This is a genomic window from Terasakiella sp. 4MB5A (assembly GCF_050058155.1).
GTDB classification, from domain to species: domain Bacteria; phylum Pseudomonadota; class Alphaproteobacteria; order Rhodospirillales; family Terasakiellaceae; genus Terasakiella; species Terasakiella halodenitrificans.
Genome location: NZ_CP188815.1, coordinates 2,283,798 through 2,300,749, shown reverse-complemented (window position 1 = coordinate 2,300,749; position 16,952 = coordinate 2,283,798). Strand labels below are relative to the sequence as shown.

Annotated in this window: 15 protein-coding genes; 9 read left to right on the top strand and 6 right to left on the bottom strand. The window is 47.4% G+C overall.

All coding sequences use genetic code 11. From position 1 onward, the window contains the following. The first annotated feature begins 85 nt into the window (after positions 1-85). Both ACI0FF_RS10665 and hemB read left to right on the top strand, forming a co-directional pair. Complete coding sequence (locus ACI0FF_RS10665) at positions 86-1,378, top strand: O-acetylhomoserine aminocarboxypropyltransferase/cysteine synthase family protein (RefSeq protein ID WP_419796835.1); 1,293 nt, start codon at positions 86-88, stop codon at positions 1,376-1,378. A 175-nt stretch (positions 1,379-1,553) separates the two neighbouring features. Beyond that, positions 1,554-2,519, top strand: coding sequence for a porphobilinogen synthase (gene hemB, locus ACI0FF_RS10660; RefSeq protein WP_419799701.1), 966 nt, complete (start codon positions 1,554-1,556; stop codon positions 2,517-2,519). Positions 2,520-2,594: 75 nt separating this feature from the next. Here hemB and ACI0FF_RS10655 read toward each other — a convergent pair whose 3' ends face one another. Then, a complete protein-coding gene (locus ACI0FF_RS10655; RefSeq protein ID WP_188665986.1) occupies positions 2,595-3,095 on the bottom strand; it encodes a chemotaxis protein CheW in 501 nt (166 codons plus the stop codon). 146 nt (positions 3,096-3,241) lie between these two features. Further along, entirely contained in the window at positions 3,242-4,084 is an 843-nt protein-coding gene (locus ACI0FF_RS10650) for an alpha/beta fold hydrolase (RefSeq protein ID WP_419796834.1), read from the bottom strand. 97 nt (positions 4,085-4,181) lie between these two features. On the opposite strand from ACI0FF_RS10650, the gene ACI0FF_RS10645 reads away from it, so the two are divergent. Beyond that, positions 4,182-4,961 (top strand): enoyl-CoA hydratase-related protein, encoded by a 780-nt coding sequence (locus ACI0FF_RS10645; RefSeq protein WP_419796833.1) that lies wholly within the window; start codon positions 4,182-4,184, stop codon positions 4,959-4,961. On the opposite strand, the gene ACI0FF_RS10640 is transcribed toward ACI0FF_RS10645, so the two are convergent. After that, positions 4,962-5,435, bottom strand: a complete 474-nt coding sequence (locus tag ACI0FF_RS10640; protein ID WP_419796832.1) for a flavin reductase family protein — start codon at positions 5,433-5,435, stop codon at positions 4,962-4,964. It lies immediately after the preceding gene. A gap of 145 nt (positions 5,436-5,580) precedes the next feature. Here ACI0FF_RS10640 and ACI0FF_RS10635 point away from each other — a divergent pair, with 145 nt between their 5' ends. The 5 genes from ACI0FF_RS10635 (at position 5,581) to ACI0FF_RS10615 (ending at position 10,336) form a co-directional block, all read left to right on the top strand. Further along, positions 5,581-6,096, top strand: coding sequence for an RDD family protein (locus ACI0FF_RS10635; RefSeq protein ID WP_419796831.1), 516 nt, complete (start codon positions 5,581-5,583; stop codon positions 6,094-6,096). A gap of 18 nt (positions 6,097-6,114) precedes the next feature. Further along, positions 6,115-6,837: an arginyltransferase gene (locus tag ACI0FF_RS10630; RefSeq protein ID WP_419796830.1), complete on the top strand. Its 723-nt coding sequence runs from the start codon at positions 6,115-6,117 to the stop codon at positions 6,835-6,837. Between the two features lie 168 nt (positions 6,838-7,005). Then, a complete protein-coding gene (locus tag ACI0FF_RS10625; protein WP_419796829.1) occupies positions 7,006-8,100 on the top strand; it encodes a TRAP transporter substrate-binding protein in 1,095 nt (364 codons plus the stop codon). Between the two features lie 116 nt (positions 8,101-8,216). Continuing rightward, a complete protein-coding gene (locus tag ACI0FF_RS10620) occupies positions 8,217-8,762 on the top strand; it encodes a TRAP transporter small permease subunit (RefSeq protein ID WP_417820781.1) in 546 nt (181 codons plus the stop codon). A gap of 2 nt (positions 8,763-8,764) precedes the next feature. Next, positions 8,765-10,336: a TRAP transporter large permease gene (locus tag ACI0FF_RS10615; RefSeq protein WP_419796828.1), complete on the top strand. Its 1,572-nt coding sequence runs from the start codon at positions 8,765-8,767 to the stop codon at positions 10,334-10,336. 123 nt (positions 10,337-10,459) lie between these two features. Here the strand turns inward: ACI0FF_RS10615 and bioB are convergent, their stop codons facing one another. The 3 genes from bioB to recO form a co-directional block, all read right to left on the bottom strand. Further along, the gene (gene bioB / locus ACI0FF_RS10610; RefSeq protein WP_419796827.1) at positions 10,460-11,458 is read right to left on the bottom strand and encodes a biotin synthase BioB; all 999 of its coding nucleotides are present in this window, start codon (positions 11,456-11,458) and stop codon (positions 10,460-10,462) included. Between the two features lie 179 nt (positions 11,459-11,637). Next, positions 11,638-13,869, bottom strand: coding sequence for a DNA topoisomerase IV subunit A (gene parC, locus ACI0FF_RS10605; RefSeq protein ID WP_419796826.1), 2,232 nt, complete (start codon positions 13,867-13,869; stop codon positions 11,638-11,640). A 59-nt stretch (positions 13,870-13,928) separates the two neighbouring features. Beyond that, positions 13,929-14,645: a DNA repair protein RecO gene (gene recO, locus ACI0FF_RS10600; RefSeq protein WP_419796825.1), complete on the bottom strand. Its 717-nt coding sequence runs from the start codon at positions 14,643-14,645 to the stop codon at positions 13,929-13,931. Between the two features lie 111 nt (positions 14,646-14,756). Between recO and ACI0FF_RS10595 the strand changes: the two genes are divergently transcribed. Then, positions 14,757-16,952 (top strand): tetratricopeptide repeat protein, encoded by a 2,196-nt coding sequence (locus ACI0FF_RS10595; protein ID WP_419796824.1) that lies wholly within the window; start codon positions 14,757-14,759, stop codon positions 16,950-16,952.

The window sequence follows — 16,952 nt, the reverse complement described above, 5'->3', positions numbered from 1 at the left end:
GTTTTGCATTCCGGTCTTGACGCTTGATATGTGAAATGGTCTGTTGTTGCCCAATATTGTACTAATTCAAAGGGGAATAACACCAATGACTGATAAGAAACTTCACCCGGAAACACTGGCACTGCATGCCGGCTATCGTAATGATCCGACTGCTAAATCCGTTGCCGTTCCGATCCATCAAACAACGTCTTATCAGTTTGACAGTGCAGAACATGCCGCCAACCTGTTCGCTTTGAAAGAGTTTGGCAATATCTACACGCGAATTATGAACCCGACAACGGATGTGCTTGAACAACGTCTTGCTGCCCTTGAAGGCGGTGTTGCGGCTTTGTGTCTGGCATCTGGGCAGTCTGCTGCCACATTCTCAATCTTTAACCTATGTCAGGCTGGCGATAACTTTGTGACCTCTACCGACCTTTATGGGGGGACATGGAACCTGTTTGCCAATACGTTCAAGCAAATGGGCATTGAAGCCCGTTTTGTGGACCCGAGTGACCCTGAAGCTTTCCGTAAAGCAACAGATGAAAAAACACGTTGTTATTTTGCTGAAACCTTGCCGAACCCGAAACTGAATGTATTCCCGATTAAGGAAGTGGCTGATATCGGTCGTGAATTGGGTGTGCCGTTGATTGTTGACAATACGGCTGCCCCGATGATTTGCCGTCCGCTGGATCATGGTGCGGCGATTGTGATGTATTCCACCACAAAATATATTGCGGGTCATGGTACGTCCGTTGGCGGTGCGATTATTGATGGGGGTAATTTTGATTGGGAAGCACAAGGTGATCGCTTCCCTACCCTTAACCAACCGGATGCATCCTATCACGGTGCAATTTGGACAGAGGCGGTTAAGCCGTTGGGGCCGATTGCCTATATCATCCGTGCCCGTGTGACGTTGTTGCGTGATCTTGGTTCTGCTGCTAGCCCGTTCAACGCATGGCAAACTATTCAAGGTTTGGAAACCATGCCGCTGCGTATGCGCCAACATTGTGAAAATGCGTTGAAGGTCGTGGATTTCCTGAAAAAGCACCCGAAGGTCGCAAGCGTCAACCACCCATCCGTTCAGGAAGGTGAAGCGAAACGCCGTGCAGATACTTATCTGCAAGGCGGTTATAGTTCCCTGATTGGTTTTGAATTGAAAGATGGTCTGGATGCCGGTCGTAACTTCATCGATTCATTGGAACTTTTGTATCATGTGGCCAATATCGGGGATGCGCGTTCACTTGCCATTCATCCGGCCTCAACAACGCATAGCCAAATGACAGCAGATGAGCAAGCAAGTGCGGGTGTAACACCAGGGTATGTGCGTTTGTCTATTGGTATTGAACATGCTGACGATATTATTGCCGATATCGCACAAGCGTTGGATAAAGTGTAACAAAGAGTAACTCTTTGCCATAATTTAAGCATAAACGCCGGGCTATATAGCGTCCGGCGTTTATGTTATCTGCACAATCTATAAAAAGGATTGGATTGCGCAGACTTTGTTTTAGGGGGAAACCGTTTTGTCACGTCCGCAATTTCTCACTTCTGAATCTTTGCCGCGCACGCGTATGCGCCGCAATCGTCAGTTCGATTGGTCACGTCGCCTCGTGCGTGAAAACACGTTGAGTGTCGATGATCTGGTTTGGCCTGTATTCGTTCTGGATGGTGAAAACCGCCGTGAGACAGTGGCTTCCATGCCCGGTGTGGAACGTTTGTCGGTTGATCTGTTGGTTGATGCGGTTGGTGAGGCTTATGAACTGGGTATTCCCGCCGTGGAACTCTTTCCCTACACGGATGAGAGTTTGAAAACACCCGATGGTAAGGAAGCCGTTAATCCAAATAACCTCGTCTGTCGTGCGGTACGCGCCATTAAAGCGAAATATCCCGATCTCGGCATTTATACAGATATCGCGCTGGACCCATACAATAGTGACGGACATGACGGCCTGGTCAAAGACGGTTGTGTATTGAATGACGAAACCGTTGAAATTCTGTGTCAGCAGGCGATCAATCAGGCGATGGCGGGATGTGATGTTGTTGCCCCGTCTGATATGATGGATGGACGTATGGGGGCGATCCGTGACGCACTTGATGCGGCAGGTTTCCAAAATGTTATGATGATGTCTTATGCAGCCAAGTATGCTTCTGCCTTTTATGGGCCTTTCCGTGATGCCGTTGGGTCATCCGGTGCGCTGGGTAAAGGGGATAAAAAAACCTATCAGATGGACCCTGCTAATACGGATGAAGCCATTCGGGAAACCGCGCTGGATATTGCCGAAGGGTCCGATATGGTGATGGTTAAGCCGGGGATGCCTTATCTGGATATCGTACACCGCATTAAGGAAGCGTTTGGTGTGCCTGTTTCTGTTTACCATGTCAGTGGCGAATATTCGATGATGAAAGCGGCGGTTCAGAATGGCTGGTTGGATAATGACCGTGCGGTTTTGGAAAGTCTGATGTGTTTTAAACGTGCCGGTGCGGATGTTATTTTTACTTATTGCGCGGTCGAGGCTGCAAAGCTTTTGGCAAAATAAATATCTATATAATCAATAAAAAAACGCCGTATCTCACACAGATACGGCGTTTTTTTATTAGTCTAAGGAATGTGCTTAGGATGCTTTGTGTTCGGATGTCTGAATATCCAGCATGCGATCCACATCAAGAACGACCATCAATTGACCGTCAAGGCGATAAACGCCTGAGGCAAATTCGCGCCAGATCGGGTCCAGCGTAGATGGGTTGCGTTCATAATTCTTTTCATCAAGGCTGAGGACTTCGCCCACATTATCAACCAGCAAGCTGTAAAGCTCGTTGACGTGTTCAACAGTCACACCCATGCTTTGTCCTTTGTCGGCGCGCTTGGGCAGGCCGAGGCGAACGCGCACATCAATGACAGTAACGATACGGCCACGCAGGTTGATCGATCCTGCAACCTCTTTTGGGGCCAATGGGATAAAGGCGATATGGTCAGGCATTAAAATGTCCTGAACTTTCAAAACAGGAATGCCGAACAATTGATCAGCAATTTTAAATGTTACGTAATCTTCCAAACCATCCCCTTTGATAAGATCTGTGGATTGCGCATCGTTTGTCGTCACAAGCTGATTCATATTTTGTCTCCGGCCACTAAAGCATTACGGCGTTGGGATGGATTTTTATCCAAACCTTTATTCCAAAGCGATTTAACGATCAATTTACACGAAAGTCTACCTTGGAGTTAAGCCAAATAATTGATTTTTTCGAGTTATTTTTAAAATTAAGCTGCCAACCACTGTTTTACAAGGTCGATTTGACTGTCTTCCATTAAGGTTGGAGCATGCCCAACCTGAGGAATTTCAACGAGTTCAGCCTCTGGCCCGCGCCTCAACATTTCTTCTGCGGTCTCTTTTGAAAGCAGGTCAGAATTTTCACCCCGTAAAATTAAAACCGGACATTGAATTGCCTCCCAAATAGGCCAAAGGTCGACATCAATGGGTTCTGCGGCTTTGAAAGGAACGGAAATAGCCGGGTCGTAATGCAGAACAAACTGGCCTTCTTCGTTCTTTCTGGAACTATGCTGTGCCAAATGATGCCACATGGAATCGGCAAGTTTTCCAAAAGGTTCGTGGATTTGGCGCAAATGTTCTTCGACACTTTCCAGAGTGGGAAAACTCGTATCAAGCCCCAGATAGCTGCCGAGGAAGGAGATCGATTCCTTTGTGATAAAAGGACCAACATCATTTACAATCAGGCGTTGGATAGGGCTGTTGATTTGGGCCGCCAGCATCATGCCGATCAATCCCCCCATCGAAGTCCCGATCCAGTCGACTTGTTCTTCGCCGATTTTTGCCATTAAGGCAGACATATCACTGAGGTAGGTTGGAAAACCGTAATCGTTCGGGTTCACTAACCAATCACTTTGACCACGTCCTGCCATATCTGGGCAGATGACTGGATGACTGTCACACAGGCTTTGTGCCAGAAAATCAAAGTCACGGCTGTTGCGTGTTAAGCCGTGGACGCAAAAGACCGTTTGACCGGCTTCTGCAAACCCCCATTGAGTATAGGCGATGCGGTGAAAACCGTGTGGACCGAGGCTAAGAAAGCTGTTTTGTTGCATGCGAGTTCATCCTTATGTGCAAACAATTTGCCTTATCTTGCAAACTTGATAGTTTGTTCGTCAAACAATTTTGGAACGTGCGGAGGAAATAAAGAAAATGATCGACCCGATTTTAGTCCAACGTGATGACGAAACCGTAACCATTACATTGAATAATCCTGAAAAACGCAATGCCTTAACCAAACCTGCATGGCAGAAATTAGGGGATGTGATCGAAGATTTATCGGCAGATGATGCATTGCGCTGTATTATTTTGCGTGGTGCGGGGGATGAAGCATTTGCTGCGGGTGCTGATATTTCAGAATTCCCTGAACAAAGATCCAGTGCAGCTGAGGCGAAGGCATATGGGGAAGTTGTCACACGTACTGTTCAGGCGATTGAAGAATGCCAGCACCCAACCATTGCTATGATCAAGGGGGCTTGCACCGGTGGTGGCTTGGAAATCGCCTGTGCTTGCGATATGCGCATTGCCGGGGAAAGTGCGCGGTTTGGTGTGCCAATCAATCGATTGGGGCACACACTGGCCTATCCTGAACTGGATGCGATCTTACGCCTTGTCAGCCCGGCGGTGATGCTGGAATTATTGTTGGAAGGTCGCGTTATTGATGCCCCCCATGCCTTGCGGGTTGGTTTGATTAACCGGATTGTGGAAGATTGGGAAGTCGAAGAGGAAACCCGTCTTTGTGCCGAACGAATTTCTAAAGGGGCGCCGTTGGCAGCACGTTTACATAAAAAGATGGTGCGTCGGTTGAAACAACCGCAACCGTTGAGCCAAGAAGAACTGGATGAGGCTTTTTCAACATGTGATTCTGAAGATTATCAGAACGGATTCAGAGCCTTTATGGACAAAACCAAACCTGTTTTTAAGGCACGCTGATTAAAAGGTTTTATAACCACCTTTATAATACAATAACGGTCCGCCGTTTTCTTCTGTCTCAAGGCGGGTGACTTCACCAACGAAAATGGTGTGGTCGCCCCCGATATGGGCTTCGGCCCGTTTGCATTCTAAAACGGCGAGTGTCCCTTTCAGGTGGGGGCAACCGTTTTTACCCGCACTCCATTCAACTTGATCGAATTTATTTTCGTCACGACCAGCAAACAGGTTGGAGACTTTTTCTTGTGTCTCGGCCAAAATGCAGATGTTGAAATGATCTTGTGTGAGGAAAAAGTCACTCAAAGGGCTGTCGGTTTTCAAGGAAAAGAGTACCAGCGGTGGTTCCAGAGAAACAGAGGCAAAGGAATTGATGGTCACGCCAATCGGGTTTCCTTCGGGGCACAAAGTGGTAACAACTGTAATCCCGGTTGCAAAATTTCCCAACGCATCTCTAAATTCTCTTGGATCAATACTCATTTCTTTATACTTCTTTATCGTGTAAGTGTCACTTGGAAGCATTCAATAGAGATTGAAGGAACTTCCGTCAATAACTTGTTTATTTATCTCCTTCGGCCTAATTGTATATATATGAGTACGAAATGTCGAAAACGAAGGAAAAAGAATGACTGAAATTCGATCCGTAACACCGTCTGCGCGATGGCAAGAGACAACCGCCAATCGAAAAGCGGAAGGCCCAGATCCGATTGAACGTCCCGAATATTATGAGGGCATTTCAGTCAAGCGTATTATCGCATATGTAATTGATTTCATTATATGTGCAAGCCTGGGGTTGGTCGGGGCCGTTGTTGCGAGTATCGCCGGGATTATGACGTTCGGCTTGCTTTTCGGACCCTTAATGGCGATTTTGGCGCTGATTCCCATCCTTTATCACACATTTTTAATTGCTTCTCCCCACAGTGCGACATACGGCATGCGCTTTGTTGGTATACGTGTCTATCGTCTTGATGGTGGGCAACCAGAATTATTGCAGGCGTTTATTCAAACGGCAGTTTTCTTCTTTACAGCGCCACCAACTTCGTTTTTGATTCTGATCGTCAGTCTTTTCAATACCAAAAGACGCTGCTTACATGATATGTTAGCAGGAACGTTGGTGTTGAATAACGTTGATAGTAATTAAACAGTAAAGCTGGATATCATGCGCCAGGATCGGGTAAAACCCAAAGTCTTTTTCTATACGACCTCTCCCCTTACCTGTCCTTATCTGGATGGGCAGGTAGAACGGCGTATTGTGACAGAACTTAGCGGTAAAGACGCCGATTCCTTGCATAACGCCTTGTCCAAAGGTGGTTTTCGGCGCAGTCATTTTATGGCTTATTCGCCGGTATGTCCCAACTGTTCAGCCTGTATTCCGGTACGTGTTGATGCCGCGCAATTTACCTTTTCTAAAAATCAGCGTCGTAGTGTCAAACGGTTTGCTCATTTACAGGCTCAATTTTGTGAACCGATTGCGACTCAGGAACAATTCCAACTGTTTGAAAAATACCAACATGGGCGTCATACCGATGGGGATATGGCGTCTATGGATTTTTTTGATTATCGATCAATGGTCGAAGAAACACCTGTAGAAACATCGATTGTCGAGTTTCGGGATCAGGGAAAGTTGGTTGCCGCTTTATTGCTGGATCATCTGGATGATGGTGTTTCCGCTGTTTATAGCTTTTTCGCCAACGACAGCACCTATAGCGGAGTCGGAAACTATATGGTGCTTTGGTGCATTCAACATGTTCGGGAAAATGCCCTCCCCTATGTTTATCTCGGTTACTTGATTAAAGAGTGCCGGAAAATGTCGTACAAGCAGCGTTATGCACCTCTGGAAGGTTGCGTTGACGGACTTTGGGTACCGTTGGATACCGACTAATACCTAGAAAAAATTAATTAATGCAACGGACTAAGTAATACTTGGTAGCGGCTTTTCATTGCATCTTATTTGCATCTCCCGTAACATTATTTCTCATTGGTTTGATAATACCGATGTTCGGGATTGATCCCGAGCTATTATTTGTAATGTGATTAGGGAGGTTTTCACATGAAGCGTCGTGATTTTCTCGCCGGAGCTGCTTCCGGCGTCGCGGTTGGTGCAGCGGCTGCAGTTTCTTCGCCTGCAATCGCCAGCGGTAAACGTACACTGAAAATGGTTACAACCTGGCCGAAGAATTTCCCCGGCTTAGGTACAGGTGCTGCACGTGCTGCGAAACGTATCACGGACATGACAGATGGTCAGTTGACCGTTAAATTGTTTGCAGCTGGCGAATTGGTGCCGGCTCTTGAAGCGTTTGATGCTGTTTCTAGTGGTACAGCGGATATGTACCATGGTGCAGAATACTATTGGCAAGGTAAACACAAGGCATTCAACTTCTTCACTGCAGTACCGTTTGGTCTGACAGCGGGTGAAATGGATGCATGGATTCACCATGCTGGCGGTCAGGAACTGTGGGACGAACTGGCAGCTGGCTTTAACGTAAAACCGTTTGCTTGTGGTAACACAGGCGTTCAGATGGGCGGTTGGTTTAATAAAGAAATCAATACAGTAGAAGACCTGAAAGGTCTGAAAATCCGTATGCCGGGTCTGGGTGGTGAAGTTCTGCGTAAATTGGGCGCGGCTGCAATTACTCTGCCGGGCGGCGAAATTTTCCCGTCTCTGCAATCTGGTGCGATTGACGCAACAGAATGGGTTGGTCCGTGGAACGATTTGGCCTTTGGTTTCTATAAGACAACCAAATTCTACTACTACCCGGGCTTCCATGAGCCGGGTTCCACACTGTCTTGCGGTGTAAACCTGGATGTATGGAAATCTTTGTCTCCGGCGCATCAAGAAGTTGTTCGTAATGCAACAATGGCTGAAAACAACTACATGATGGCTGAATTTAATGCCCGTAACGGTGACAGCCTTGACGTTCTGTTGAACAAACATGGTGTGCAACTGCGTAAATTCTCTGATGATGTTATGACCAAAATTGGTGAAGCGTCTGGTGAAGTTATGCGTGAAGTTGCTGCCAGCGATGACATGACAGGCAAGGTCTTCAAGCATTTTGCTGACTTCCGTAAGAAAGCAATGCGTTGGTCTGATATGTCTGAAAACGCGTACTGGGATGCACGTCGTTTGCCGTTCAAATACGACTGATGATGAACAAAATGGTGGATCAGATTTATTTCGATCCACCATTTTTCATCCAATAATCAAGAAAAATCATAAATTTTTATGATGATACACACTCTCTTTTTAAAAGGAGAAAAGCCTTGGGTTTTCTTGTGGCTTTAATGCGTTTCATCGATGGATTGAATCAGACGATCGGTAAGACTGTCGCTTGGTTGGCCGTGATTATGGTAATCACCCAGTTTTCTGTCGTAGTGTTACGTTACGTTTTCGGCTTTGGTTCCATTATGATGCAGGAATCAGTCGTTTATATGCATTCCTTCCTTTTTATGATCGGCGCCGGTTATACCCTCTTGCACAATGGGCACGTCAGGGTCGATGTTTTTTACCGTGAAGCCAGCATTCATAAAAAGGCCGTGATTGATATTTTCGGCGTTGTCTTCCTGCTTCTGCCGGTTTGTGTTTTGATCGCAGATTCTTCATGGAAATATGTCTACCAGTCATGGTCGATTATGGAAGGTTCTGTTGAGACAAGCGGTATTCAGGCTTTGTTTATCTTAAAATCTGTTATTTTGGTATTCTGTTTTCTGCTTGCCCTACAAGGAATTGGGCTGGCATTGCGCTCGTTCCTGATTTTAAAGGGCGTTGTGGTACCGGAAGAAGACCATGAACTACACGAGGTGCCCTGATTATGGAAATCGCTGAAATTTTATGCCTCGCCATGTTTGTTGTGACATGCGGCTTTTTGATGTTGGGTTTTCCGGTTGCCTTTACGTTGGCGGGGACCAGTATTTTCTTTGCCGCTATGGGTGTGGCTACGGATGTTTTTACGTGGTCCTTATTTGGCGCCCTGCCCTCGCGTATTTTTGGAAATGCGATGACCAACGAGGTGTTGATCGCCGTTCCCTTATTTATTTTCATGGGGGTTATGCTAGAACGTTCCAAGGTTGCTGAAGAACTGCTGGACAGCATGGGGATGCTGTTTGGAACTCTGCGCGGTGGTCTTGGTGTCTCTGTTTCTATCGTTGGCGCCTTGTTGGCAGCATCGACGGGGATTGTGGGCGCAACAGTTGTGACGATGGGCTTGCTCTCTTTGCCGACCATGTTGAAACGCGGTTATAATCCATCACTGGCCTGTGGCTCCATTTGTGCTGCGGGAACTTTGGGGCAAATTATCCCACCTTCTATTGTTTTGGTCTTGTTGGGTGACCAGATTTCAAATGCCTATTCCGATGCCCAACGTGCTATGGGGAATTTTTCACCGGAACCTGTTTCTGTTGGTGATTTGTTTGCCGGTGCCTTGATCCCGGGGTTGGGCTTGGTTGGCATGTACATCCTGTATCAGCTATTGGTGGCATGGTTAAAACCTGAAACTTCACCGGCTATCCCGGAAGAAGAACTGAATGTTGATGGCTTAGGTAAACGTATTGCTCATGCCTTGATCCCGCCAATCATTTTGATTGTGGCTGTGTTGGGCTCTATTTTAGCTGGTGTTGCAACGCCAACTGAAGCCGCTGCGGTTGGTTCTATCGGTGCTTTGCTTCTGGCTGGATTACGCATTGATGAAAACCACGGCATTCCCTTTTATGCGGCGGGTTTGTCCTTGGTCGTGATGCTTATTTTGACCAACACAATGGATTTACGCGTTGGTATGAACGAAATCAATGTGGCAAATTTGTTCGGTATTGGACTGTCGATCATTTGCTGTCTGGTTTTGGTTTATGGCCTTATCATGGCGTTGAAACGGGTCTGGGATGCAGAAATCCTGCAAACAGTTTGCCGTTCAACGATGGATATCACCTCAATGGTGTTTGTGATCCTAATCGGCGCATCTGTCTTTTCCTTGGTCTTCCGTGGCCTTGGTGGCGATGATATGGTTCATGAGATGCTGCACGACCTGCCCGGTGGTGTTGTTGGTGCCATGTTGGTCGTGATGGCCGTTATGTTTGTTCTGGGCTTCTTCCTCGACTTTATCGAGATCACATTCGTGGTTGTTCCGATTGTGGCTCCAGTTCTGTTGATGATGGATTTGAACCCGGTCTGGTTGGGGGTAATGATGGCAATGAACCTGCAAACATCGTTCCTGACACCACCTTTCGGCTTTGCCTTGTTCTATTTGCGTGGTGTTGCCCCGAAAGAAGTGTCAACGATGCAAATCTACAAAGGTGTCGTGCCCTTTATTATCATTCAGATGATCGGCCTTGGCCTACTGGCCATGTTCCCAGGGTTGGCAACTTGGTTGCCGACGGTGATCTTCGGATAAGGTCACAATCATTTAAAAAAAGGGGCTCTCGAATAATTTCGGGGGCCCCTTTTCTTTGTCTTAAAAATAAAAAAGGCTGTCGAATAAGAGACAGCCTTTTTAACATGTATGAAGTTTGTTGCCTTAGCTGGCTGCTTCCAGAATGGGTTTGCCTTCACGATGTTCTTCTGGCTGGATGCCAAGTCGGTCAAACATGTTGCGGTCGCTAGAAACGCTTTGGTTACCAGCAGTGAGCAACTTATCGCCATAGAACATGGAGTTTGCCCCAGCAAAGAAGCACAAGGCTTGTAATTCTTCGCTCATTTCCTCACGGCCCGCAGACAGACGAACGTAGGAGGCCGGCATAACTAGACGGGCAACGGCGATAGTTTTAACAAAATCAAAATCGTCGATTTTAGCTTTGGCTTCAAATGGTGTGCCTTCAATCGGGATCAGCATGTTGATCGGCACACTTTCTGGATGCTTGGGCAGGTTTGCCAAGGTTACCATCATGGACGCGCGGTCTGTGCGCGTCTCGCCCATGCCGATGATCCCGCCTGTGCACAATTTAATGCCATTGTCGCGGCAGCGGTCCAGTGTTGCCAGACGGTCATCAAAGGTACGTGTGCTGACAACCTTGTCGTAATATTCGCGCGATGTATCAATATTGTGGTTATAATAATCCAGACCGGCTTCTTTCAGCTGTTCTGTTTGTTGATCAGACAGCATGCCCAATGTCATACAGGTGTCCATGCCCAGATCTTTAACGGATTTAACCATATTCAGGATTTCCGGCATGTCGCGATCTTTGGGGGAACTCCAGGCTGCGCCCATACAAAAACGGGTTGCCCCGCCTTCTTTGGCTGCTTTGGCTGCTTCGATAACATCCGCAGACGGGATCATCTTCTCAGCTTTTAATTCCGCTTCATGATGGGCAGATTGAGAACAGTAATTGCAATCTTCCGCACAACCGCCTGTTTTGATGTTTAACAGCGTACTAAGCTGTACACGGTTTGGGTCGAAATTTTGGCGATGAACACTCTGCGCATGAAAGAGAAGATCATTGAAAGGAAGGGCAAAAAGCGCTTCGACTTCTTCCAAGGTCCAGTCATTGCGCGGCGTAGCAGAAATAGTGGGGGTCATGTTCTTTTTTCCATAATACCTGAGTGGCGCACCACGTTATTTGAATACCTAGATATACCAGCCGAAAACAGTTTTCAAGATAAATCGGTATTCTAATGCCGATTTATTTTTTGTGGGTATATCAGGCTTTGGCGTCTCTGTTTTACCAGAGACGCCATTTTTTATTGGTGATCAAAACCTTAGGTGAATTTGTTGTTACGGGGGAAACCGGTGGGGGCCAATCGCCCTGCCCCGGCACGTTTCCCAATCCAGGGTAACAGGTCGGTTACAGTGCGGGTGCGTTCACTATCCCCGCCCATTTGCCAACTGAGGCCATCTTCGAGGTTAAAGGTTGTGATATCGGACATACCGCCATCGCGATATTTTTGTAAGATGACACCACGCCCACGGGCCATATTGGGTAATTCCTCAGTTTTAAAGATCAGGATTTTGCGGTTATCCCCAACCACGGCAATAGCATTACCGGTAAGGGGCAAGCATATTTTGGCTTTCTCACCATCTTGTAGGTTGAGAATTTGTTTTCCGTTTTTGGTTTGGGCGGCAACATCTTTTTCCTGAATGGCAAAACCGCGCCCAGCACTTGAGGCCAACAGGACTTGGCGTTCCGGTTGGTGAATGAACATATCAACAATTTCGTTTTCATTGCCCATATCAACCATCAGGCGGATGGGTTCCCCCTGCCCGCGCCCTGGTGGCAGTTTGTCACAGCCAATGGTAAAGAAACGCCCATTTGTTGCAAAGACCAAAAGCTTATCCGTTGTGTAGCCTTTCAGAACAAAACGTTCTTTGTCGCCATCTTTATATTTCATGGTGGTTTCGTCGTTGTTATGTCCTTTAAAAGCACGGATCCAGCCTTTTTGTGAACAGACGATGGTGACGGGTTCGCGTTCAATGAAGGCTTCAAAATTGACAACATCTGCACTGGGGGCATCACCAAAATTGGTGCGCCGTTTTCCCAGTTCTGTTTTTTGTCCGAATTTTTTCTTGGTTTCGCGAATTTCATCGGAAATACGCGCCCATTGCAATGTCTCGTCGGCGAGCAATGTTTGTAAACCGTCGCGTTCTGCACTGAGTTGATCGTGCTCGGTCTTGATTTCCATTTCTTCAAGCTTACGAAGGGAACGCAGGCGCATGTTTAAAATGGCTTCGGCTTGCACATCTGTCAGCTTGAAGGTCGACATAAGGTCTTCTTTGGGATGGTCTTCTTCGCGGATAATACGAATGACTTCATCCAGATTGAGGAAAGCAATCAAGTAGCCTTCCAAAATTTCCAACCGGTGTTCGATCTTTTGCAAACGATAATTGGAGCGACGAATTAGAACAACACGACGATGATCCAGAAATGCCTGTAAGACTTCACGCAAATCCATGACACGTGGGGTCTGGTCTGCGTCGAGAACGTTCATATTCAAACCGAAACGAACCTCAAAATCTGTGAGTTTGAAGAGTTGTTCCATCAGAATTTCGGCTTCAACGGTCCGGTTACGCGGTTCCAGAACAACGCGAACTTCTTCGGTGGACTCGTCGCGAATATCAGCCAGCAAAGGCAGTTTTTTTGCGATCAGAAGCTCAGCAACTTTTTCAATCAGTTTGGATTTTTGGACCTGATATGGAATATCGGTAATGACGATTTGATACATGCCGTGGGAAAGTTCTTCTTTTTCCCACTTGGCCCGAATGCGAAATGAGCCTTTCCCCTTGGTATAGGTTTCAATAATGCTGGCACGTTCTTCGACCAGCACGCCACCGGTCGGGAAATCCGGGCCGGGGATAAGGTCGACCAGTTTTTCGATACTGGCATTGGGGGATTTGATCAAATGTAACAGGCCATCACAAAGTTCACCTGCGTTGTGCGGGGGAATATTTGTGGCCATACCAACCGCAATCCCGCTGGACCCGTTTGCCAGCAAGTTTGGAAAAGCCGCCGGCAGGACACAGGGTTCTTCTTCTTCCCCGTCATAGGTATCGCGAAAATCAACAGAATCTTCGTCAATACCGCTGAGCAAGGCCATGGCAACTTCGGTCAGGCGGGCTTCGGTATAACGCATGGCGGCGGCATTATCGCCGTCGATGTTGCCGAAGTTCCCTTGACCATCGACCAAGGGATAACGCACGGCAAAGTCCTGTGCGAGGCGAACCATCGCATCATAAACGGCACTGTCGCCATGTGGGTGATATTTACCGATGACGTCCCCGACCACGCGGGCGCATTTTTTGAAGCCTTTTTGTGGATCCAGTTTGAGTTGGCGCATGGCAAATAACAAGCGCCGGTGAACGGGTTTGAGACCGTCACGCACGTCGGGCAGAGAGCGCGACATAATAGTGGACATGGCATAGGCGAGATAACGCTCGCCTAAGGCGTCGGCTAATCGCGTTTCGCGAATGTCGCCTGCTGGGTTTGTATCGGTCATTGGTCCTCGAAAATTAAGGAAAAAATTTGATCAAATAGATTTGGCCCTAGTTTAACCATCTATTTCATTCGGTCAATAAATCGCGTACGTGCCGATGGAATCTTCTTGTTCATGGGGGCCAGAACACAGCGTTCTAAAAAGTGTCCAGTGATGACAAAAGCGCTGAGAAGGTCTTTTTTGGTTGGTTTTACTTCATCTACAAGTAGATGATGAGGTAAAGGGAAAAGCTTGGTTTTATAAGGTTCACCAGCATTACGACTGACGGCCCGTCCGGTTTTTGGGGAAATGTAGATTAAATCTCCGGTTTGGCCTGTGGCTGCACATGAAGTTAAGTCCAACCCAAAGCCAAGCTCATTTAAAAGACCTAATTCCCATCGTTGGTAGATTTCAGGCCACAAACGGGGCTGGTCCAGCATATCCAGTAAGATCAATGTGGCACCAAACAGGCCTTCAACGGGGTGGCGATCAGCAAGGCAAGTTTCGCACATGGCGCAGACAACATTGAGATATGTCAGCTTTTCACGTGAATGCATGGCTTTGGTGCTATAGGATTCTTCCAGTTCGAGGGTGAATTGACCCAGATGTTCGTCCAATCGCCCTTTCCATTCCAGATGTAATAGGTTGCCGGGCTGGGTGATTGCGGATAACCGTTTTCCTGCCCCACCGCGCACCAGTCCGCTATGACGGCCATGTTGACGCGTTAAAACAGAGAGAATAATGCTGTTTTCGCCATGTTTGCGCGTGGAAAGAACGATGCCGAGGTCAGACCAGATCATTGTCGTAAGGCCAAAAAAGAAAAAAAGTTAAAAAACACTATGGGAACATGGCCTATGATTTCATATGATGGAAGCTTAAAGTGATGAAATTCAGTAAACGGGGTGAAGAACGTGTCTGCATTTTCCGGCTTGACCGATCAAGCGCAAGAAAATGATCATGCCACAAACGGCGTTGATTCCAATGAGGATAAATCAACGCACGCCCCTATTCCCATTGCTGTTTCCTTGTCTTTGGCCGCTGCGATTCGCGCCCATAAAAAAGGGAAAATGGAAAAAGCGGTTCAGGTATATAGTGATATTCTGCGCAAATATCCCGATCATGCGGATGCAAATTACCTGTTGGGCGTTGCTGCGTTTGAACGGGGATTAAAGATGGATGCGGTTGCCATGATCGAACGTGCGATTGAGGCTGATCCCCATAATGCAGCTTATTTTGGTAAACTCGGTGAAATTCTCACTCTGTTGGGACGGTCTGAGCGGGCAAATGCGGCATATGAGCGCGCCGCTGACCTTGCGCCGGATGACGTGCGTTTCCATGTTGGACGGGCGCAATTGTTGGAACGCAATGGTGACATTCAAGGGGCTGTTCAACAATACCGCTATATTTTGGAAAAATGGCCAGATTCGTTTGAAGCATTTTATCGTTGTGCCGCCATTGAAGCCCGTCTTGGAAACCGCGATCAAGCCCGCGAGCATGTTAAAAAAGCCATTGAAATTAAAGCAGATTACGCCGAGGCACATTTGCTTTATGCTTTGCTGGTCTTGGCAGTTGGGGAAACGCAACGTGCGCGCAAACATTTCCTGCTGGCTTCGGAACATAGTAAAGGGCGAAATGATATTCATATGAAATCAGCTGCAAAACTAATGCAGTTGAAGGATTGGAACGCGGCCCTTGTTGTTTTGCGTCGTGAAACCACGTTGGACGGAAATCATGCTGAAGCCTATCTTATGATGGGAGATTGCCTGTCCAGCAAAGAAGAATATGACGGTGCGATTTTAAGTTATGAACGCGCCCTTGAAAACCGTCCTATGTTGGCCAAAGCACATGCACGGCGCGGCTTGGCCCTGCTTAATCTCGCGCAGATACAGGAAGCGCGCCAAGCCTGCCAAAAAGCCGTCCAGATTGATGCCGGTGATTGGGAAAGTCTATGTGCGCTTGGCGTTGTTATGCGTGAAGATAACGATATTCTGGATGCGATTGATTATTTGGGGAAGGCCGCCAAACTCGCCCCGACGGAGGTTCGCCCGTGTCTGGAGCTGGCGTTGGCCTATCAGGATGACTTAAACGTCAAACGTGCCTTGAAATATATCTTAAAGGCACAGGACTTAGCCCCTAAAGATGCGGAAGTGAATTTTCGCAAAGCACAGGTTTTGTTGCAAAACGGGGATTGGGCCGAAGGTTGGACAGCCTATGAAAGTCGCATTCAACTACCCAATTATCATTGTGTCTTACCCAAAGGGAGTGATGATGCGCCTTTATGGAATGGGCAAGTGGCTGAAAACAAAAGAATAGTCTTGTATACCGAAGGCGGGTTTAGCGAGGCAATCCAATTTGCCCGCTTTGTTCCTTTGGTGAAAAAATATGTGGGGGAAGTCTATCTCGCCTGTCCAAAAGATTTGGCCCGGTTGTTTGCATCATTGAATGGTTTGGATGGTATTGTAGCGCAAGATACACCCTTGCCACGTCATGATATGCGGGCACCTTTAAATAGCTTGCCCGGCCTGCTTAGGCTTCATTCCCCCGATGATTTACCTGCCTTTACACCTTACCTGAAGGCCGTGGAGCGCGATGTTGTCCAATGGCAGGATCGCTTGAAAAAAGATGCGGACGGCACAAAGGCTGGGCTTGTGTGGCAAGGTGACCGAAATTACCGCAAGGATACGCGCCGTTCCCCCGGAATTTGGCCGTTTTCACGCCTTTTTTACATGCGCAATATTGATTTTTTCAGCTTGCAGGTTGGTGATGGTGCAGATGTTCTGACGGATCCACAGCTTTCTAAAGTCGTGCGCAATTACGGTTTGGATTTGCTGGATTTTGCCGATACAGCGGCCCTAATCGAAGCATTAGACCTTGTGATAACTTGTGATACGGCCGTTGGGCATCTGGCGGGGGCAATGGGGAAACCTGTCTGGATGGTTTTACCTTATGCGGTTGATTGGCGTTGGGGCTTGCCTGTTGCGGGCGAAGCTGTCACAAGTCTGTGGTATCCATCTATGAAACTATTTCGCCAATCGGCACATGGGGATTGGGCGGATGTTTTTGCCCGTTTGGGCCTGGAACTGGATCGTTTTACTACTCAACAATAA